Origin of the sequence: Corallincola luteus (assembly GCF_004336975.1) — a bacterium.
Classification (GTDB): Bacteria; Pseudomonadota; Gammaproteobacteria; order Enterobacterales; family Neiellaceae; genus Corallincola; species Corallincola holothuriorum.
In genome coordinates this window covers 47,004-66,942 of sequence record NZ_SJXE01000006.1, presented here as the reverse complement: position 1 = coordinate 66,942, position 19,939 = coordinate 47,004, and the positions used below count along the sequence as shown (strand labels likewise).

18 protein-coding genes are annotated in these 19,939 nt (G+C 51.5%); 9 read left to right on the top strand and 9 right to left on the bottom strand.

Annotated features, from left to right (window positions below; genetic code table 11):
- Positions 1 to 81: 81 nt before the first annotated feature.
- The 3 genes from trxA (at position 82) to EZV61_RS12630 (ending at position 2,657) form a co-directional block, all read left to right on the top strand.
- A complete protein-coding gene (gene trxA, locus EZV61_RS12640; protein WP_114339351.1) occupies positions 82 to 408 on the top strand; it encodes a thioredoxin TrxA in 327 nt (108 codons plus the stop codon).
- 200 nt (positions 409 to 608) lie between these two features.
- Positions 609 to 1,874: a transcription termination factor Rho gene (gene rho / locus EZV61_RS12635; protein ID WP_114339352.1), complete on the top strand. Its 1,266-nt coding sequence runs from the start codon at positions 609 to 611 to the stop codon at positions 1,872 to 1,874.
- A 159-nt stretch (positions 1,875 to 2,033) separates the two neighbouring features.
- Positions 2,034 to 2,657: a DUF642 domain-containing protein gene (locus EZV61_RS12630; protein ID WP_131416030.1), complete on the top strand. Its 624-nt coding sequence runs from the start codon at positions 2,034 to 2,036 to the stop codon at positions 2,655 to 2,657.
- A gap of 23 nt (positions 2,658 to 2,680) precedes the next feature.
- Here EZV61_RS12630 and EZV61_RS12625 read toward each other — a convergent pair whose 3' ends face one another.
- Together EZV61_RS12625 and EZV61_RS12620 are read right to left on the bottom strand one after the other, a co-directional pair.
- The gene (locus EZV61_RS12625) at positions 2,681 to 4,222 is read right to left on the bottom strand and encodes a DUF3369 domain-containing protein (protein ID WP_131416028.1); all 1,542 of its coding nucleotides are present in this window, start codon (positions 4,220 to 4,222) and stop codon (positions 2,681 to 2,683) included.
- Positions 4,223 to 4,299: 77 nt separating this feature from the next.
- Positions 4,300 to 6,726 (bottom strand): cation:proton antiporter domain-containing protein, encoded by a 2,427-nt coding sequence (locus EZV61_RS12620; protein ID WP_131416025.1) that lies wholly within the window; start codon positions 6,724 to 6,726, stop codon positions 4,300 to 4,302.
- 116 nt (positions 6,727 to 6,842) lie between these two features.
- Between EZV61_RS12620 and ubiD the strand changes: the two genes are divergently transcribed.
- From ubiD to fre, 3 genes are read left to right on the top strand one after another with little or no spacing between them, the layout of a single operon-like run.
- Positions 6,843 to 8,312 carry a 4-hydroxy-3-polyprenylbenzoate decarboxylase gene (ubiD, locus tag EZV61_RS12615; protein WP_131416023.1) on the top strand — a complete coding sequence of 490 codons (1,470 nt, stop codon included), beginning with the start codon at positions 6,843 to 6,845 and terminating at the stop codon, positions 8,310 to 8,312.
- A complete protein-coding gene (locus tag EZV61_RS12610; RefSeq protein ID WP_205695383.1) occupies positions 8,309 to 8,584 on the top strand; it encodes a 2Fe-2S iron-sulfur cluster-binding protein in 276 nt (91 codons plus the stop codon). Before ubiD ends, EZV61_RS12610 begins: the two co-directional genes overlap by 4 nt.
- A gap of 60 nt (positions 8,585 to 8,644) precedes the next feature.
- A complete protein-coding gene (gene fre, locus EZV61_RS12605) occupies positions 8,645 to 9,343 on the top strand; it encodes an NAD(P)H-flavin reductase (protein WP_199405260.1) in 699 nt (232 codons plus the stop codon).
- A gap of 58 nt (positions 9,344 to 9,401) precedes the next feature.
- Here fre and EZV61_RS12600 read toward each other — a convergent pair whose 3' ends face one another.
- The 5 genes from EZV61_RS12600 to EZV61_RS12580 all read right to left on the bottom strand — a co-directional run bounded on the left by EZV61_RS12600 (position 9,402) and on the right by EZV61_RS12580 (position 14,561).
- Complete coding sequence (locus EZV61_RS12600; RefSeq protein ID WP_131416021.1) at positions 9,402 to 10,577, bottom strand: heme biosynthesis HemY N-terminal domain-containing protein; 1,176 nt, start codon at positions 10,575 to 10,577, stop codon at positions 9,402 to 9,404.
- Positions 10,574 to 11,899: a uroporphyrinogen-III C-methyltransferase gene (locus EZV61_RS12595; RefSeq protein WP_131416019.1), complete on the bottom strand. Its 1,326-nt coding sequence runs from the start codon at positions 11,897 to 11,899 to the stop codon at positions 10,574 to 10,576. The genes EZV61_RS12600 and EZV61_RS12595 overlap by 4 nt, the downstream gene beginning before the upstream one ends.
- Positions 11,892 to 12,656, bottom strand: coding sequence for a uroporphyrinogen-III synthase (locus tag EZV61_RS12590; protein ID WP_131416017.1), 765 nt, complete (start codon positions 12,654 to 12,656; stop codon positions 11,892 to 11,894). The genes EZV61_RS12595 and EZV61_RS12590 overlap by 8 nt, the downstream gene beginning before the upstream one ends.
- The gene (hemC, locus tag EZV61_RS12585; protein ID WP_114339359.1) at positions 12,653 to 13,582 is read right to left on the bottom strand and encodes a hydroxymethylbilane synthase; all 930 of its coding nucleotides are present in this window, start codon (positions 13,580 to 13,582) and stop codon (positions 12,653 to 12,655) included. Before hemC ends, EZV61_RS12590 begins: the two co-directional genes overlap by 4 nt.
- Before the next feature lie 124 nt (positions 13,583 to 13,706).
- On the bottom strand, positions 13,707 to 14,561 hold the full coding sequence (locus EZV61_RS12580; RefSeq protein WP_131416015.1) for a DUF2914 domain-containing protein: 855 nt from the start codon (positions 14,559 to 14,561) through the stop codon (positions 13,707 to 13,709).
- A 205-nt stretch (positions 14,562 to 14,766) separates the two neighbouring features.
- Between EZV61_RS12580 and EZV61_RS12575 the strand changes: the two genes are divergently transcribed.
- Positions 14,767 to 17,292, top strand: a complete 2,526-nt coding sequence (locus EZV61_RS12575; RefSeq protein ID WP_165569602.1) for a class I adenylate cyclase — start codon at positions 14,767 to 14,769, stop codon at positions 17,290 to 17,292.
- Between the two features lie 38 nt (positions 17,293 to 17,330).
- Here the strand turns inward: EZV61_RS12575 and EZV61_RS12570 are convergent, their stop codons facing one another.
- Positions 17,331 to 18,023: an alpha/beta hydrolase gene (locus EZV61_RS12570; protein ID WP_131416011.1), complete on the bottom strand. Its 693-nt coding sequence runs from the start codon at positions 18,021 to 18,023 to the stop codon at positions 17,331 to 17,333.
- Positions 18,023 to 18,334, bottom strand: a complete 312-nt coding sequence (gene cyaY, locus EZV61_RS12565) for an iron donor protein CyaY (protein WP_114339363.1) — start codon at positions 18,332 to 18,334, stop codon at positions 18,023 to 18,025. Before cyaY ends, EZV61_RS12570 begins: the two co-directional genes overlap by 1 nt.
- 75 nt (positions 18,335 to 18,409) lie before the next feature.
- Here cyaY and lptM point away from each other — a divergent pair, with 75 nt between their 5' ends.
- Positions 18,410 to 18,577, top strand: a complete 168-nt coding sequence (gene lptM, locus EZV61_RS19540) for an LPS translocon maturation chaperone LptM (protein ID WP_205695382.1) — start codon at positions 18,410 to 18,412, stop codon at positions 18,575 to 18,577.
- 14 nt (positions 18,578 to 18,591) lie between these two features.
- Positions 18,592 to 19,842, top strand: a complete 1,251-nt coding sequence (gene lysA / locus EZV61_RS12555; protein ID WP_114339365.1) for a diaminopimelate decarboxylase — start codon at positions 18,592 to 18,594, stop codon at positions 19,840 to 19,842.
- The last annotated feature ends 97 nt before the right edge of the window (positions 19,843 to 19,939 follow it).

The window sequence follows — 19,939 nt, the reverse complement described above, 5'->3', positions numbered from 1 at the left end:
TTTACAACTTGAGATGATTTGAAATACTAACGCTAGTGCACATGCGCTTCGCGCTAGTCGATTAATAAAGCGGAGAAGAAAATGAACGAAAAGATTGTTCAGCTAAGCGATGATAGCTTTGAAGCTGACGTACTGGCTGCAGACCAAGCGGTATTGGTAGATTTTTGGGCCGAGTGGTGTGGTCCTTGTAAAATGATCGCCCCTATCTTGGATGAAGTGGCTGATGAGTACGATGGAAAGCTGACCATTGGCAAGCTGAATATCGACCAGAATGCTCAAACTCCCCCTAAATACGGCATTCGTGGTATCCCTACTCTGCTGTTATTCAAGGGCGGTAATGTGATTGCGACTAAAGTGGGTGCGCTGTCTAAAACTCAATTAAAAGAGTTTCTCGACGCCAACATTTGATCGTGCTCGACAATGCGGCGGGAATTCCGCCGCATTTAGTGGACGCCCCTAATTTAAGCTGCTAATCTGATCCTGCTTTGAGCATTTCCTGACCAATTTTCAATATAAATCCTTTTTAACATTAAATATTCTCGGGAATATCCAGGGTTCAGCCACGCATTCTGCGTGCTTAATACCCACCATTCAAGAAACCCACCGATATGAATCTAACTGAATTAAAGAACAAACCCATCTCAGAACTCGTTGCCATCGCAGAGTCGATGAAGCTAGATAATCTGGCTCGTGCTCGCAAACAGGACATCATCTTCGCAATTCTTAAAGCCCATGCGAAAAGTGGCGAGGATATCTTTGGTGGAGGGGCTCTTGAGATTTTGCAGGATGGTTTTGGCTTCCTTCGCAGCGCCGATAGCTCATACTTGGCCGGACCGGACGATATCTATGTATCGCCGAGTCAGATCCGCCGCTTTAATCTGCGTACTGGCGATACCATTGCCGGAAAAATTCGCCCGCCCAAAGATGGCGAACGCTATTTTGCACTGTTGAAAGTCAATGAAGTGAACTTCGACAGACCGGAAAACGCCCGCAGTAAAATCCTTTTTGAAAACCTCACGCCACTGCACGCTAATGAACGCCTGCGTTTGGAGCGAGGAAACGGTTCGACCGAAGATATCACCGCACGAGTGCTGGATCTGGCTTGCCCCATAGGTAAAGGCCAACGCGGTTTGGTGGTTGCACCACCTAAAGCCGGTAAAACTATGCTGTTGCAGAACCTGGCGCAGTCAATTGCCTACAATCACCCTGAGTGTGTATTGATGGTGTTGTTGATTGATGAACGCCCAGAAGAAGTCACAGAGATGCAGCGTTTGGTACAGGGAGAAGTGGTTGCTTCTACCTTCGATGAACCAGCAAGCCGTCACGTTCAAGTGGCCGAAATGGTGATCGAGAAAGCCAAACGTCTGGTTGAGCATAAGAAAGATGTGGTGATCTTACTTGATTCCATTACCCGTCTGGCACGGGCTTACAACACTGTGATCCCGAGCTCCGGTAAAGTACTTACCGGTGGTGTTGATGCCAACGCCTTGCATCGTCCGAAGCGTTTCTTTGGTGCGGCGCGTAATGTTGAAGAGGGTGGTAGCTTGACGATCATCGCTACTGCGCTGATCGATACCGGCTCGAAGATGGATGAAGTGATCTACGAAGAGTTTAAGGGAACTGGTAACTCTGAAGTTCACCTGGATCGTAAGATTGCTGAAAAACGTGTTTATCCAGCTATCAACATCAATCGTTCTGGTACCCGCCGCGAAGAGCTGCTGACGGCACCGGATGAACTGCAGAAGATGTGGATATTGCGTAAAATCGTTCATCCTATGAATGAAAGTGATGGTATGGAATTCTTGATTGATAAGTTGGCCATGACCAAAACTAACAATGAGTTCTTTGATGCGATGAAGAAGCAAAAGTCATAGTCTGACACGTTTTTTTTAGCATAGAAAACCCGCCATATTGGCGGGTTTTTGTTTATCAAATGTACAGAGTTGTTAATTGTTTGAGTGTTAGCTGATATACTGCACCGGTATTCTCAGTTGTTATCGTCGTCATTCGGCGATCTGTAGTAGGGAACCCCGATGTTGAAAACCTCTTTTGTGGTCTCTTTCTTGGCATTGCTATGGGCGCCATTGGCCTCGGCAAACTTGATTGTAAATGGCAGTTTTGATCAGTTTGAACAAACACCCACACGCAGTTGGTCTGTTTATCAGTCGTTGACTGGCTGGCAAACGACGGCAGGATCCGGCATTGAAGTGGGTAAATATCATCTCTACACCAGCAGCAACCCTGAGGATGATAACCCTTGGGTCGTTGAACTCGATAGTTACAACAATTCAGCTATGCAGCAGACGGTACAGGTTGAGCAAGCAAGCTTGTTTGAGTTGAGCTTCAGTTATGCGGCACGTACCAATAGGCCAAATGACAACATCATCAATGTTGGCTTGCTGCCGTTGAGCCCTGATTTGGCCAGCTTCAACGAAACAAAGCGTTCCCAGCAAGGCTGGCAAACGGTGAGTTATAAGATTTGGTTGCAACAAGGTGCTTACGACCTTGAGTTAAGTGCGGGCGGTATTAGCAACTCTCTGGGTGGTTTGATCGACAATGTGCGTTTGATTGACGTGGATGCACCAGCAACCCCTCTGCTTGCCAGTTTGGCTCTGTTTGGTTTGTTGCTTCCTCAGTTGCGCCGTCGCGGGGAGTAATCTCTTCGCTGGTGTTTATAGGCTTAATCCGGGTAACGTGTCCGGATCGCCTTAATCTGTTCGAAGTTCTCTATCAATAGGTCAACAAGGCGTGGTTCAAACTGTTTACCACGCTCTCTTTGCATCAGATCGACAATTTTGTCGTATGACCATGCCTCTTTATAACAACGCTGGCTGGCCAAGGCGTCTAACACGTCGGCCACGGCAGTGATCCTGGCGGCTACGTCGATCTCTTCTCCCGCTAACCCTCTTGGGTAACCTGTGCCATCCCAACGTTCATGATGCTGCCCGGCAATCACTGAGGCGAGCTTAAGTATTCGCTTGCCGGAACGTGCCAGCAGGGTTTCACCAAAATTGGCGTGGGTCTGCATGGTTTGCCATTCCACATCGTCCAGTTTGCCTGGCTTATTGAGAATACTGTCGGCGATACCGATCTTGCCGATGTCATGCAGGGGCGATGCATACTTGATTAAGTCTGCCGATTCTTCGTCTAAGCCATAGCTGAGTGCGAGAAAATGGCTGATTTTGGCAACCCGTTTAACATGGGCGCCGGTCTCCTTTGAGCGCCCCTCAACAGCCTCACCTAGGATATAAACAAGCTCCCTCTGGGTATCCTCTACCTCTTCCCGGATCAACAGGTTTTCGTAGGTAAGGCCAACATTGGAGGCGTAGATCTCCAGCAGTTGTTGGTCGAGGTCGGTGAGATCTCCCGGATACTCCAAATAGAGCAAGTTTTCTGCCCCCATGTGAGAGCGCTTGTAGCAGACGTAGTAGTGTTCGGTAGCGAATGATCCCTGTGTTTCTGATGCTTTTTTAAAGGCATTGGCAACTTCTGCAGGCAGTTCGTCAATGGATTGCACATCCTTGTATTTGTCCATGTCACCACTGGTAGCCAGCACATGGTAGTGGCCTTCCTGTACGCTGGCGGCGTAAGCGCTGAGTTGGCGGCAGCAGATCGCATCTGACTGGAGACCCAGTAAGTTGATGATCTGATCGAGTATGGCCGAGGCGAGCGTGCGTAACGTGTGTGATTCATTGACTTCACTGATTGCGTCGATAACCCGGCGTAACCCTTTACGACTTTGATTGACGGTGCAGATGTCGCGGTAGCTGCGGATAGTGGAGTAGACGAGCGTTTTCATTTTGGTGGAGGTTAGTTCGGTCTTGTCTTTGTAATCGTTGATGTCATAGTCTCGAATGACTTGCTCTTCCGGTGCTTGCCCTGGCTGGCCGGTTCTAAGAACGAGGCGCGTGTATTTGTTTTTCATCTCTTCACGGATCACGCGGGCGCAGTTGAGACCGGCATCGGGGGTTTCCATCACAACATCAAGTAACGCCAGTGCGATATCTTCTCGCTCTGCCATCACTTGCAATGCTTCTTCACCGGTATAAGCGCTGATCAGCTTCAGAGGTCGGCCTTGAACTTCCATGCCGCCGAGCACCATGGTGGTGATCTGATGCACTGCCGGTTCATCATCGGCGATTAACACATGCCAAAACTGTTGTGCGTCGTGATTACTGGGAACCGCGACTTCTTCTTCACTGAATAACAGCTTGTCGTCCATTCATACTCTCCTATCCACCTCATAAGAAAAGATAATTCAAGCCGCCGGTAATGCCAGTGAAGCGACGATAATTACTTCTATTTTGGTAGATTGAGCAGCCTTTTTATTAATACCGGGTACTCTTTGGCCATGGCTTGCCATTGCTGTTGATCAAAGCTCAGTACCTCAACAGCACAGATCGCTTTGGCGCGATTGGTACAAGGGGTGGGTGTTGCTGGGTCTTGACCTAGTTGCACCCCCGCCCCCTTGGCACTGATATCGGTGATGTGGCCTTTGTCGGTATCAAAAACCTGCACTGTTCCCGCCAACAACAGTAGCCAACATGATCTGCTCTTTTCGTTGAACAGCAGCTCGCCTTCGTCGATCAATTGGTGCTGGCCATGTCTGAGTAGTGACTGCAGGTGTTCGATAGGCCATTTTTGTAGAGATTCTAATTGCTGTAGTTGTTGTAACTGGTTTTCATGCAGTGAGGGCAGTTTGAAGTGCTGTAACTGCGCCTTTTTCATTTGGTTGTCGGTAAGCAGCTTTTCTCTCTCCCCACTTTCCAGCAAGCCTTGGCTGGCCAATTTTTCAATCGTTTCAGCTCGATTGTTGAGCAGTACACGTTGACTGATATGGGTTTGTAATGCCCGACATAAAGCGGGGTAGTGCTGTTCTAATGCTGCGAGCCGGAACTCAAGCTGACGTTGGTTTTCATGGAGCAAGTGCATTGCTTCATTGGCTATCTCTGCGGGCGGCGAAAGTGTGGGTAGCAGGATCTGCAGATCCTGTTGTGCCTGGACAAACCCCCGTGCCATATCGTATTGCAGGCGCAGCCTCTGCTGTCCCAGTGCCAAGGTATTGTTTTGCCATCCCGGTAACTGACTGATTAAGCGGTGCCAAAGCGGCGGTTTGGTGAGCTGATCCAAAATTTGATGATGGTTTAATTGCGGCTTGCCATCCAGTGCCAAGTCGAGCGCTTGGAGCAGTTTATGCAGGGCACTGCGGCTGAGATAGCCCTGGTGATACTGTTGCCAGTAGAGCTGGCGTTCGGCCTCCAATAACTGACGGAATAGGGCTTCCCGATCGGTTGGAGTGCCGAGTTCGTGAGCCTGTTGAATACCCAATTGCTGCTCAATTCTAGGCCAGTTACTGAGGCGTAGATGGGGGTTACTCTTTAGTTCGGCAGCGCTGGCTAGCGTTGCTTGATTGAGCAAACCGCAGGCATGGTCCATGGCGGCTTGTTTGGCGGGTGATAATCGGTCCAACTTTAACCATTGGCAAAGGTGGCGCATGGTGGCGGCATTGATAAGTAGGGTCAGTGATACCACCCCTGCGGTGAGGAAGAGGATTTGATGGCCACGTTCGTCGCTTAAGCTCGGCGCATGCATCAGGCTTAAGGCGAGTACGAGAGCGACAGCGCCCCGTAGGCTACCCCATACCAGTACTATCGCTTTGTCGAGGCGAAAGCCCCCTGGCATTTTCTTTAGAGCGGGATAAAGCAGGGCAACGGTGATTGTGCGTACCAACATGACGATTAAGTACACCCAGGGGATCAGTCCCCAAGACAATTTGTCGTCTAACGGAATATTGACCGCGATGGTGATGCCAACCAGCAGGAATGCCAGCGTATTGGCGACATGTGCCAATAGGTGCCAGAACTGATCAAGAAACCGTATCACCTTGTTCGGTAGCCAAAGGGCGATGTGGGTGGCGAGGGTAAGCCCTAAGGCTACCACGGCGACGACGCCGGAAAGGTGGAGTACTACTTCCGCCAGCATGTAGCAAAAAAAAGCGGACACGACGGAGAGACTGATCTGAGCCAATGGATCCTGCTGTAAGCGTCGCATCCAGATGAGGAATAGGCGGCCAATCAACCAGCCTAGTACCCCTCCGCCGATGGCGACCACCACAAAATCGACCAGCGTCATACCGCTCATGGCGGCGCCCGGCTGCAACAGCCCAAGGAATAGCAGGAAGATGACAATGGCGGTGCCGTCGTTGAGGAGCGACTCCCCTTCCAGCAGTGTTTCCAAGCGCTTTGGTGCGCCAAGCTCCTTGAGGAGAGCGACGACCGCCACCGGATCAGTTGCACTGATCAGCGCGCCAAATAGTAGAGCTTCGGTCCAACTCCATTGCCAGGGCAAAAACATGCGGCAGGCCCAAGCGGTGAGTACGGTGGCAATAATCAGTCCAGGCACGGCGAGTAAACTGATCTGTGGAAATAGCCGTTTAAATAAGTGCGGCTCCATATTGAAGGCTGATTCGAAGATTAAGATGGGCAGAAACAGCGCGAGGATCAGGTGAGGTTCCATGGTGGCGATGTAGCTGACCATTTGATTGCTGACGGGATCGATCTCTCGTAACAAACCGCTGCGGTCCAGCCCGCCAAGTAGGAGGCCGACCAACATCAGTGCCACCGTGTAGGGTAGTTTTTTCCCATGCAGCATCTGCCGCACGGCAGAGCCGATCACCAGCGCGCTGATGGCGCATAGGAGCAAGAGCAGTTCGGCGGTGAGTTGCATAGGCGACTCCGGCAGATATCTTGTTGAAGTATAGGTGCTGAGGAAGAGAGCTTGGGCATGGCATGGTTCACTGTCATCGTTATAATGACGTCAATCAAAGATTGGGTAGCAAACAGATGAAATATAGGGATTTACGAGAATTTATCGCACATCTTGAAGAGATGGGGGAGCTAAAGCGGGTATCACAAACCATTGACCCTTATCTGGAAATGACCGAGATCTGCGATCGTACCCTGCGGGCAGAAGGGCCAGCGTTGCTGTTTGAACACCCGAAAGGGCATCAGGTGCCGGTGTTGGCCAACTTGTTTGGTACGCCGCGGCGTGTCGCTTTGGCGATGGGGCATGATGATGTGGCATCGTTACGGGATGTGGGTAAGTTATTGGCTTACTTGAAGGAGCCTGAGCCACCGAAAGGCTTCCGTGAATTGATCGATAAGCTGCCTGCGTTCCGTCAGGTGTTAAATATGCCCACCAAAAAGATTAAACGCCCGCCGTGTCAGCAGGTGGTGATGAGCGGTGATGAAGTAGATTTGACGGCGTTGCCGATCCAGCATTGCTGGCCGGGAGATGTTGCCCCATTAGTGACCTGGGGTTTGACCATCACCCGTGGACCACTTAAAAAACGTCAGAATCTGGGAATTTACCGCCAGCAACTGCTTGGGCGCAACAAGCTGATTATGCGTTGGTTATCCCACCGTGGTGGTGCGTTAGACTTTCAAGAGTGGCAGCAAGCGCATCCTGGTGAAAAATTCCCCGTGGCAGTGGCGTTGGGCGCCGATCCTGCGACAACGCTGGGGGCGGTTACGCCGGTACCGGATACGCTTTCAGAGTATGCTTTTGCCGGTTTACTCCGGGGCAGTAACACCGAAGTAGCGAATTGTTTGAGCTGTGATTTAGAGGTGCCAGCGCACGCTGAAATTGTGCTTGAAGGTTATATTGAACCAGGTGAAGAAGCGGATGAGGGGCCTTATGGCGATCACACCGGCTACTACAACGAAGTTGAGCGCTTCCCTGTGTTTACTGTTACCCATGTCACCATGCGTGAGAATCCAATCTACCATAGTACCTATACCGGCCGTCCGCCTGATGAACCGGCAGTATTAGGGGTGGCACTGAATGAAGTGTTTGTACCGATCTTGCAGAAGCAGTACCCCGAAATCACCGATTTTTATCTGCCGCCGGAAGGTTGCTCGTATCGTATGGCCGTGGTGACGATCAAGAAACAGTACCCGGGACATGCCAAGCGAGTCATGATGGGGGTGTGGTCGTTCCTACGTCAGTTTATGTATACCAAGTTTGTGATTGTTTGCGATGACGATATCAATGCCCGTGATTGGCAAGATGTGATCTGGGCGATCACCACACGGATGGATCCTAAGCGTGACACCACCTTTGTGGAACATACGCCGATTGATTATCTCGACTTTGCCTCCCCTGTGGCAGGCTTAGGGTCAAAAATGGGGCTTGATGCCACCAATAAATGGGCAGGGGAAACCGACCGTGAATGGGGCGAACCGATCACCATGGATGAAGCGGTTAAGAGCCGAGTCGATGAGCTATGGGATGAGCTGGATATCCTGAAGTGAGTCAGGTTTTTCAGGTGCAGGTGAATGACGGTGAATATGAGTTTACCGTCGATGGGGGCGAGACCTTGCTGCAAGCAGCATTAGCTGCGCCTGTGCCTTGGCCACATCGTTGTCGTCAAGGTGGTTGTGGCAGTTGCTTATGCAGGGTGACTTCCGGTACCGTGTGCTACCCTCGGATGGCGCCGATGCTAACAGTGGCAGAACAGCAAGAGGGTTGGTGTTACGCCTGCTTGGCGACACCGACTAGCGATTTAACGATAGAGATTGGCTGAATATAGAGACTGGTTGGGGTCAATGTGTCCCGACGGCTTTCAGGTGAGGAGTTTCAAAAAGTGTCGCAGATCCTGCAGTGTAAGGTAGAGACAGTTACGCCGTTGACCGAGTTTGTCTATCGGGTGAAGTTGCGTTGCCAAACGCCGGTTGAGTTTGCCGCAGGTCAGTATCTGCAGTTATGCATTACTGAGCGGGACAAGCGCCCGTTCTCTATTGCATCGGTTCCCGGTGACAATGTGATCGAGCTGCATATCGGCGCGTCTACCCGCGATGGCAAGGCGATGGAGGTGATCCACTTCCTGCAGGTTAATCGTGATATTCAGGTGGAGTTGCCGTTGGGGGATGCGCAACTGCGACAACCATTGGCACGTCCTATCATTTTGGTGATCGGCGGCACGGGTTTCTCATATGCCCGTTCTATTGTTGGCGAACTGCTGAAACAGCCTCTATCACAACCGGTTTATCTTTATTGGGGCGGTCGTGATCGGCGCTCTTTGTACTTGGCACCGTTAGCACAGCAATGGGCGCAGCAAACTCCGCATTTCCACTTTATTCCGGTGTTAGAGAACCCGCCATCGGGTTGGCAGGGAAAGCAGGGCAAGGTGCATGAAGCTGTGTTGGAGGATTTTGTCAGCCTGGACAGTTACGATGTGTATGTGGCCGGTCCATTTGAGATGGCCGGTGTTGTGCGAGCCGCATTTGCCCGTCAAGGGCTGCATCCTGATCATCTATACGGTGACGCCTACGCGTTTATCTAGCACATACCTCAGGCCAACTTTCTGTTGGCCTGTATCTGTTATCTATTCACTCATTTGCCTAGGTTAGATCTAAACTGCTTTGGCGATAATGTTTCAGCGCTTGGTCGGGGTTATTACTGGCCGCATGCACCTCTGCCAGTGCCACATGGGCGGTTGTCGATGGTGCCAGCCTTAGCGATTTCTCAAGGTAGGTTTTTGCGTCTTCCAGGCGTTTCGCTTTTAGGCTGAGTTGACCCAGTGTTGCCAGCAAGTGGGGATTCTCCGTTTGACCCTTTAGCCAATGCTTTGCTTCCAGTAACAGAGCTTCGGGCTCCGCTTTTAGTTTGACCACCAGATCCAGTAGTGCGCCATCGACCTGCTTGCGCAGTGCCTTTATCAGTATGGGCTGCACTTCATCATCTTCGCCGCAGCGCAGCATTTGGCTGACATAACTGGCGGTAATGGTGGGATCGTGGCGCAGCTTGCGTGATAGGCTTTGCCAATGTTCCTGCAACCCTTGCCCACTCTGATGAGAACCGAGCTGAGCAAAGTAACCCTGCTGTGCCTGTCGTTCTAGGGCATCGAGCTCAGCACTAGGCATACGCTTTGATTGTCGTAACGGTGTCAATAGATCCAGCAAGTTCGCCCAATCTTCCAGCTGTAGATACAGATCCTTTAATAACATGACAGCGTGGGGGCTATCTGGGTACTCGCGCTGAATACTGCTTAATGTGGCTAAGGCCTGCTCTTTTTGACCCTGTTGGATCTGCAACCTCGCCTGCGTTAAAGCCACGGCTAACGGGTTGTCTCCCTGCTTTCTATGTGCCAATTTAAGGTATTCGTCGCGTCGCTCAACTAAATTTTGTGCCTGCGCGGCTTCTGCGGCACCGAGATAGTTAATGACAGGCAGCGCAGCCCCTTTGGCGCCTTTGGTCATCAGTTTTTCGGCGTTAGCCCATTCGCCGCTCATCAAGGCGAGCAGGCCACTGCGGGTAAACTGACGGGATTGACGTCGGCGGCGCCCGGAGATCAATTCACGGGCTTGGCGGGTAGCGTTGATCGTGCGCTTCAGCAGCCATTCAATCAGCCAGATACTGAGTAGCGCGACGGTTAATAACAGGCTAAACGTCACAGCCGTCATTTCGATGGTGGTATGCCCTAGGGCGAACAGCACGTAGCCCTTATTTCCAGCCAGCCCTGGTCCCAGGATGAGCCCTGCTGCGGCAATGACAATAAGAATGATCAGCTTGCTCATATCTGCTCGCCCTTATCTGCGCTGTCAGCTGCCGGTACCTCGCTGGCTGGTATCTCCTGCTGAGGCTGTGCTTGCGCTTCTGGGGACTCTTCTGGCGCAGCTTCGTCGGTTGGCTTGACGGCTACGGGTGGTGGCTCCATGGCGACGGCTTTGTCTTGCTGTACAGGCGCGTCGCTCTGCAGTAGTGACTTCAGGCGTTTTTCCAAGATCCGCTCCAGAGGTTGGCGAACCATAAAGTCTTCTGGATAGCTGGGCTCGATATTGTGCTTTTGCAATGCCAGAAGCTCTGCCTGCATCGACTTACCTAAGTCGGAGTCATCGATGAAGTAGGTATTGATCCATTCATGGGCGGTAGCTAGGGCGTCTTGATAGACACCTTGCTGCTCGCGAAACAGGGCAAGCTGCGCCAGCATCAGCTTGGCACGCAGGTTTTCCTGCAGATACCAGCGTTGATCCGGTGCGAGTAGCGGTTCCACATCGTCCGTGCGTTTGCGTATGGTAATGAAATCATCTGCAAATGAATGCCAGGTTTTGATTAGGTTATCTTTCCAGTCTTCAGGTGAGTGACTGAGGCGGTTTTCTGCTATGGCCTCATCTAGATCAGGAAGAACAACCCCTTTCAGAGGCAGTTCAGTCACTTGACTGGTGAGTGCACTCAAGGTCAAGGCTATCTCACTGCGATCAAGATCCGGCAATGCTTTAAGTGCTGCCATATCTTTGGCTAAATCTGCGCGCAGCGGGATTAAGCTGGGATCTTGCAATTCAGCTAGGCGTTGATCCGCTTCCCGTAACAACATCAGAGACGTGGTGACATCGTGCTCTAACCACAGTTTATGGCCCGCCAGGCGCACCAGATAGTTGGTTTCTGCCAGCAGCCAATCACTTGGTTGACGGCTTGCCAATGACAATAAGGTATTACTGAGGCGATCCATCTCTACCGATTGGCGTTCAAAACGGCCATCCCAATCCAGCTTTAATGCTCCGATTTTGGCGGACAGTTGGTTGAGGGGCTGCATCTTATCTAGCTGCAGTTGCTGTTGTAGTGCTTTTGATTTGAGTTCCGCGATATCAGTACCGGCGTCGTGCCCTCGTTGATACAGGTGATAGCTGATAAACAGTAGCAGGGCGATAGCGATCACTGACAGTAGCAATGCCAGCTGTGCGAGTCGGCTCTTGGCCGGCGAATTGGTAGCCGCTTTGCTGACCGCGGCAGCCTTAGGCTGCGGCTCTGTTTTGGCCGGTGAAGGCGTCGTTGATTCGGCCTTGGCGGATGAGGTGTCTGCGTCGGGTTGAATGTTTTTATTATTCTCTTGTTCAGCCATTGGCGTTACCTGTGTTGGTCATTTCTGACAATACCCTGATGACGGCATCATCACTTGCGCCTTGAGTATTGATAATATTAGTAAAATTAAGCGATTGTGCGATCTCTTTCACGCGTTTACTCGGCACTAGTAGGGTAAGTGCTTGTTTCTGTGCTGAGTTATCTGGGATTACCTGGTCGATTAACTCGACCAGCTCAGCGCTGGTGGCTAATAGCGTGTTGATTCTTTTCTGTTTTAAGATATCGGCCAAGCGTGAGGTGTTGCCATGGGGCTGGCGTCGGTAGAGGTCAAAACTGTGCACAACGGCACCGCGTTGTGCTAATTCGTCTTCTAGCAGTGTGCGCCCGCCTACGCCTTTGAGGATGACGACTTGCTTAGCCGCGATAGCGTTGGGCTGCAGCGACGGCAGCATCAGTATGCCTTCACTGTCTGCATGCTGGGGCACGGTGGCGTTCACTCCCAGAGCCTGCCAGTGAGTGGCTGTGGCATTACCTATGGCAATCGTTTCGCTGGATGGCCAGTGGGTTACGGTGTCAGCCAAGGCGAACAAAGCATATTGACTGGTGGCTATCACCTTGTCGTCGGCACAGAGTTTGGCGAGTTGCTGCGCTGCATTTTTAATATCTGGGCCGGGCTGGATCTGTTGCAGGGGTAATAGTTCGCACTGACAACCAAGCGCTGCAACTTTAGCTTGCAGCGCTTCTCCTCGCCCTTGCGGTCGGGTGATAAGCATTCGGATCCCAGCGGGAGCACTCATGCGTCGTTGTATACCTCAGCCAGTACTTTATCAGCCCCTTGCGCCAGCAGGTCATCGGCGACCTGATGACCTAAGCTGACGGCATCTGCAATCGGCGCTCTGGCTTCAGCCGTGTACATCACTGAGCCGTCTGGGTGGCCGACAAGACCGCGTAACCAAAGTTGCTGGTCGACGATCTCGGCATAGCTGCCGATCGGCACCTGGCAACCGCCTTGCAATCTCAGGTTCATCGCGCGCTCTGTCGTCACTCTTGCCGTGGTGGCTTCATGCTGCAACGCTGCCAGTAGGCTTTGTGTTTGCAGATCATCGGCACGACACTCAATACCGACGGCGCCCTGGCCGACGGCGGGCAAGATCTGCTCGGGGCTGAGTTTGGCTCGGATACGCTGCGGCATCTCTAAACGTAATAAGCCTGCGGTAGCCAGAATGATGGCGTCATATTCGCCAGCATCCAGCTTGGCTAAGCGGGTATTTACATTGCCCCGTAGATCTTTGATCACCAGATCTGGGCGCTTGCTGCGCAATTGACACTGGCGACGGAGGCTTGAGGTGCCAACCACGGATCCTGCTGGCAGCTCGTCGATACTGGCGAAGTGATTACTGACAAAGGCATCGCGGGGATCTTCCCGTTCGCAGATGGTGTGGAGCAGCAAACCTTCGGGAAAGTCGACGGGCACATCTTTCATTGAGTGCACGGCGATATCGGCACGGCCCTCAAGCATAGCGACTTCCAGCTCTTTAACGAACAGACCTTTGCCACCGACTTTCGCCAGTGGTGTATCAAGGATCTTATCGCCTTTGGTGCTCATAGGTACCAGTTCGATGGTGAGATCCGGATGAGCAGCCTGCAAGCTGGCTGCGACAAATTCGGCTTGCCACATGGCCAGTGGACTTTTTCGTGTTGCAATGCGGATGGTGTGAGTCATAACAGCGGATCAATATCGATAGATAAACTCATCCTACCATGCTGTTATGGTCAGGTCATCGTGGCTACTTGCTGTTTGTTTTTAAACAGAGTTATTCGATCCGCACTACGCGTTGCCAGGTCGTTTAAGGTTGGCGATAGAAGTCGTAATAGGCCAATAATTCTTGGCTTGGGCCACGTAGTTCTACCCGCCATTGTCCCGGCAAACTGGCAGAGATACGCTTACTTGAATAGGTACGCCAGCGATCACTGCCCACAGGCAGTGAGATATCAGCGATCACTCGTTCATTGTAGAGCCAGCGATGATGCACGGTTTTTCCTGCTAACCCAGAGAGCTCGGTAAAGTAGTACAGGGTTTGTAGCTCCCCCCCTGTGACGATGCTGCCTGCGGGCAGTTTGTCTTGTGGCTCTTTCTGAACAATGGCGGTGGTGAGTGTGTGGCGTTCCACCAGGTTTGGTTGTAGCAGCGCCATGCCGATAGTGTCAGTGGGTACGGCTGGCTCTGATGCTGCCTCCTGTTCAAGGGGCATCATCTGCTCAGCTGCCGGCGTCTCCTCGACTGTTGCTGGTGGTATTTGTAACGGCGCGCTGTTTGCCGCTGCCGGTTCACTTGGTAAGGCTACGGGTGGGTGTTCGACGTCGATCTCTGCTGTTTCGTCTGCTGCTGGCTTGGGTAACTTTGCTGCCTCAGCGGCAGGCGTCTGTGGTTGCACTTCAGCAGCTAGCCGTTCTGTTGTAATGGGCAGTGCGGCGGCGACAGGCTGCGTTTTATCTACGTCATTTGCCACAACGACAGCGGCTTCGGTAGCTAGGTTTTCGTTCGCTTTTTCATCTGAAAAAACAAAGTAAAACAACAGGCTGGAGGCACAAGCCAAAACCAAAATCAGGCCGCTGATACGCCGCCAATGCCACTGATGCTCGATCTGTGCGCTTGGTTCTGGTGGCGTGATATTAACTTTGATATTGAGTGTTGCGGGCATGGATTAATGTTGATCGCTTGTTAATAGATAAAGGAATATACCCAAAAACGCTTACAACAAATAGGGTTGTTGGTTTACTGAGCAATTGAGTACTGTTATGCTGCTCACAATACCAACAGAAAATACCGCCTTGATCACGCCGTTTGCCTGGTGCAATGTGGTTCACCAATAACAATTATTTAACAGGTTGCAGAGGTCGGTTGATTTGCAGATTGCACAGTTAACGAGAGTGAAGCAGCGGGTTGTCAATTACAACCAGCTTCGTCTCAGCCGTGCGGAAGCTGGTCTGACCACTGTGGGGCGTCGTGTTTTCCGCCTGTTACCTACCCTGTTCCACTTCAATCATCCTGAACTGCCCGGCTTTGTTTCCCTCGATACGCCGTCAGGTATTGCCAATTTTGAACCCAGTAATCAGCAGCTTTCGTTAACCGAAGAGCTGATCCGCAATATGGGCGGTGCTGGAATTGAGCAACTACCGAGCCCTCAGCAGACCGATATTATTGGCCTCTACTGCATGGGCTCGACCGCTTCTATCGGTCAGTGCAGTGAAAGCGATCTGGATATCTGGGTGTGCCATCATTGCCATTTAGCACCGGCCGTACTTGAATCCCTGCGCCTGAAGTGTGAGCAACTTACCGCTTGGGCTGCAACCATGGGTGTTGAAGCCAACTTCTTCCTAGTGAACCCCGAGCAGTTCCGTAGTGGTCACAATCAGGTGCTCAGTGAAGATAACTGCGGTAGTGCGCAGCACTGGTTGCTGTTAGATGAATTTTACCGCAGTGCAGTCCGTATTGCCGGGCGTCACCTTGTTTGGTCATTGATCCCTGCCGATCAGGAAGCGAACTACAACGAAGTTGTAGAAGGCTTTTATGAAAGTGGAGAAGTGGATAAGAGCGAATGGCTGGATATGGGCGGTTTCAGTGGTGTTCCGGCTGAAGAGTATTTTGGTGCGACGCTTTGGCAGCTTTATAAGGGGATCGACTCTCCCTACAAAGCCGTGATCAAAACTTTGCTGATGGAGGCGTATTCCCACGAATACCCGCACAGTAAGCTGCTTTGCGTGGAACTGAAGCGTATTCTCCATGAGGGCTGTGACGATCCGCTGCTGTTAGATCCTTATTATCGCATGTTGTTAAAGGTTACTGACTATCTTGAGAGTCAGGGCGATATGCAGCGCCTAGATCTGGCACGTCGCTGCTTCTATTTGAAAACCCATGAAAAACTGAGTTCTCCGGATCGCCATGAGGGTGAGTGGCGACGGCAAGCGATCCGTGAACTGGTAGATAGCTGGGGCTGGGATCAGGAAAAACTTCGTCATCTAGATAATCGCAGCCACTGGAAAGTGGAACAGGTGCGTGTGGCGTACACTGAGTTGCTGGATACGCAGCTACTTAGTTTCCGCAAACTAATTCAGTTTGCCCGTGACAACGATCTCTCTGATGCGATTAATCCCGAAGATATCTCTATCTTGTCACGCAAACTCTACTCCGCATTTGAAAGCTTGCCCTCGAAAATTAACCTGATCAATCCGCAGATATCTCCTGATCTCCATGAGCCGGAAATTACCCTGATTGAGGTACCGGAAGGGCGTAAAGTTGATGCCGGTTGGTATCTGTATAAGCGCCCTTTGGAAACCTCAAAATTGATCGGGGCCAAGCCACAAAAGCATGCCGATTCACTGCTGAAGGTCATGAGTTGGGCGCATTTTAATGGCGTGATGACGAACGACAGCGAGCTTTATCTCTATCGCCAGTGTAGCGCGCTGGATCTGCGGACGCTGCAACAATGCAGCAGTGATCTACGCAATTGTTTTCCGGTACGGCGTCCGGCGGTGGACAAGCAAGCGTTGTCGCGACCTAGTCAGATTGGTCAGTTAGCGGTATTCATCAACTTGGTTGCCGATCCAACGGTACGTTGGCGCGACCGCGTGATCGATTTCGATGTCAGTAGCCATGATGTATTGAAATTTGGCCCTGAGCAGCAATGCTTGGTGACAAGTATTGATCTGCTTTATTTGAATAGCTGGAATGAGCTGCATGTAACCAGCTTTAGTGGTGAGCAAGCGCTATTGGATGGCATTAAAGCGATCACCAATAAGATGAGTAAACATGCCAGCCCGCCGACACAGATCGACCTGTTCTGCTACAGCGAGCAGTTTTCCAGTCAGATACGTCGTCGCGTGCAAGGTTTGCTGCAAGAGTCGATAGAGCATCGTCTGCATCGCGATTGTCACCGCCCTCACCTGATGGTGGTTCCTATTGGCCGCGACAAGTATGGATTGACCTTCTCGGCAAAAGAGGTCAGCAGTCAGCAGATCGATAATTCTGTGGACCTGTACCGTCATATCTCAAAATGTAAGCGCGAACATGCGGCAGTGCAGTTTGATGACAGTGGCGAGCTGATGGTGCCAAAAGTGGTGGAAGCCAATGCCAGTGAAGGCTTAGTCCAGTACTTCTTTGAACAGTTGGCTGATCAGCTGAATATCTACGTGGTTGATGAGAACAATCGTGTCGAGGCCTATGGTGACTACAACGGTAGTCGGGAAGATCTCGTGCAGAGTGTGAATCGTTTCTTCACCTCTTCGGAGCAGGCGTGCAGTGCGGAGCAGGTAAACTTTAATCTGCCACAGTTTTACGACATTGTTAGTACGGGGAGTGATGAAGTGCAGGTGCAGCCGTACCGTTCATGCCGTCAAAGTGTCGCTGCCGAGCCAGTACCGCAAGCGGTCTGACCCTTCAGTATTAAATCCCCTGTTGTTGCTATTTTCGCTCAGCCGTTGAGTGGTGGCAGCTGTTTCTGAATAAACCCACCGATCTCCTTAAGCTCATTAAGATCCACTGTGTGGGCGAGCGGATAGGTATTGAACGCCACGTTAAAACCATTTGCTGTTAAAGTCTCGACGGCGGCTTTACCGGCCGCATAAGGCACCACCTCATCTTGTGTGCCGTGACCAAAAAAGATCGCTAGTTGGCGATTTTCCGGGCTGGCCTGCCCCGCCATCAAGCTGGGCTGACACAGATAGGTTGATAATGCTACCAACCCTGCCAATGGCTGCGCATATCTGACCGCGAGATGCAGTGCGATAACGCCTCCTTGAGAGAAGCCTGCCAATAAGATCCTAGATGACGGGATCCCTTTAGCGATTTGTTGCTCTATCAGTGCGGTGACCTGCTGGCACGACACCAGCACCTCATCCAGCGGTGCTCTGCCCTCCAGATCCATGCTTTTGATGTCGTACCATGCGCGCATCGCCATACCGTTATTAATGGTCACTGGGCGCACAGGGGCGTGGGGAAAGATAAAGCGAATACGATGATTTTCCGCTAGATCCAGATAAGGGGGGACACCAGCAAAGCCATCACCGGAGTCACCCAAGCCATGCAGCCAGATCACGCAGCCATCTGCTTCCTGTTTTGGGTTCAGTTCAATATAATCGAGTGGCTCTAAGCTGCTATCGGCCATTAGAAAGAGACCTCTTCGCCACTTTGTTGTTTGATGGCGCTGCTTAATACAGTAGTAAATTCATCACCGCTGCGATCATCTATCCACTGACCATCAACATAGTTGTAGTGATAGCCACCAAACTTGGTTGCTAGCCATAACTGATGCAGTGGTGCTTGCTTGTTAATAATAATTTTACTGCGATTTTCGAACTCCAGTGTCAGGATCCCACCTTGGCTTTCATAATCGATATCGGCACCGGCGTCATCGATTGCTTGTTCAATGGCGCTCATCTGTTGATCGGCTAATTGGTGATATTGGCTATCGTTCATTCTTGGTCCGCTTTGCTTTTATCCGTATGGGTGCGATTATAGAGGTCATTTTGATTCAGATCACCGACTGCCATGATGGAAAAGAAAATAGGCTTACTACTGGCGTGTGCTTTGCTACTTGCCGCGGGTTGCGGCAATAAGGGAACGCTTTATCTGCCAGAGAAAGCGCCTGACCCTGAAAAAACCGAACAAGTAGCTGCGCCATCCGCAGTTGATGAAGTAGAAGCTGTGCCTGTTGATTGATAAGGAATACGCATTTGGACCATTTTAATTATCAGGACGGCCAACTGTTTGCCGAACAAAATCCTGTGACTGACTTGGCGTCACGCTTTGGTACGCCGCTGTATGTTTACTCTCGAGCAACGATTGAACGTCATTTTCAAGCGTTTGAAACCGCTGCTGGTGATCACCCTCATCTGGTCTGCTATGCGGTGAAAGCGAACTCAAATATTGCCGTCCTGAATGTATTGGCGCGCTTGGGAGCTGGGTTCGACATCGTATCGGCTGGAGAGCTAGCGCGAGTGGTACAAGCGGGTGGCGACCCTTCGAAAGTGGTTTTCTCCGGTGTGGCGAAAACCGAACAAGAGATGGCTTACGCCCTGGAGTTGGGGATCCACTGCTTTAATGTAGAAAGCAGTCAGGAACTTGATCGCCTAAACCATGTGGCTGAATCTATGGGCGTGCGTGCCCCGGTATCTATCCGGGTTAATCCAGATGTCGATGCGAAAACCCATCCCTATATTTCTACCGGGTTAAAACAGAACAAGTTTGGTATCGCCATTGAGCAGGCTCCGGAGATCTACCAGAAAGCCGCCAGTTTGAGCCATTTGAATGTGGTGGGAGTGGATTGCCATATTGGTTCGCAGTTGACAGAGCTGTCGCCGTTTATTGATGCACTCGATCGGGTGCTGACTCTGGTCGACAAGCTGGCTGAGCAAGGTATTGAGATCCGTCATCTGGATGTTGGTGGTGGTTTAGGGGTGACCTATGACGATGAGACACCGCCGCATCCGGAAGTGTATGCGAAAGCCTTACGTGAGCGGGTCGCTGACCGTCCTGAATTGACCCTGTTGTTTGAGCCGGGTCGGGCAATTATGGCCAATGCTGGCTTGTTACTCACCAAGGTCGAGTTCATTAAGCCCGGTGATGAGAAAAACTTCGCCATTGTTGATGCGGCGATGAATGATCTTATCCGCCCTGCGCTCTACAGTGCTTGGCAGGCGATTGTGCCAGTGGTGCCACGACTGGATGAGCCGGAAGCGGTTTACGATATTGTTGGTCCGATCTGTGAGACCGGAGATTTCCTTGGCAAAGATCGTGCGCTTGCGCTGCAGCCAGGAGACCTCTTGGCGGTGCGCTCAGCGGGGGCTTACGGCTTTACCATGAGCTCAAACTATAACTCTCGACCTCGTGCTGCCGAAGTGATGGTTGATGGTGAACAGGCGCATCTGATCCGTGCGCGGGAAACCCAAGCTTCGTTGTGGCAAGGGGAAGCGTTGTTGCCCTAGTCTGGCTGTGGCTTGGCTAATTTAGTCTTTTCAATTTGTCGGTGCTCGTTATATCTTCGAGCCTGCGAATAGCGTACAGAATATTGCGGATACGAGT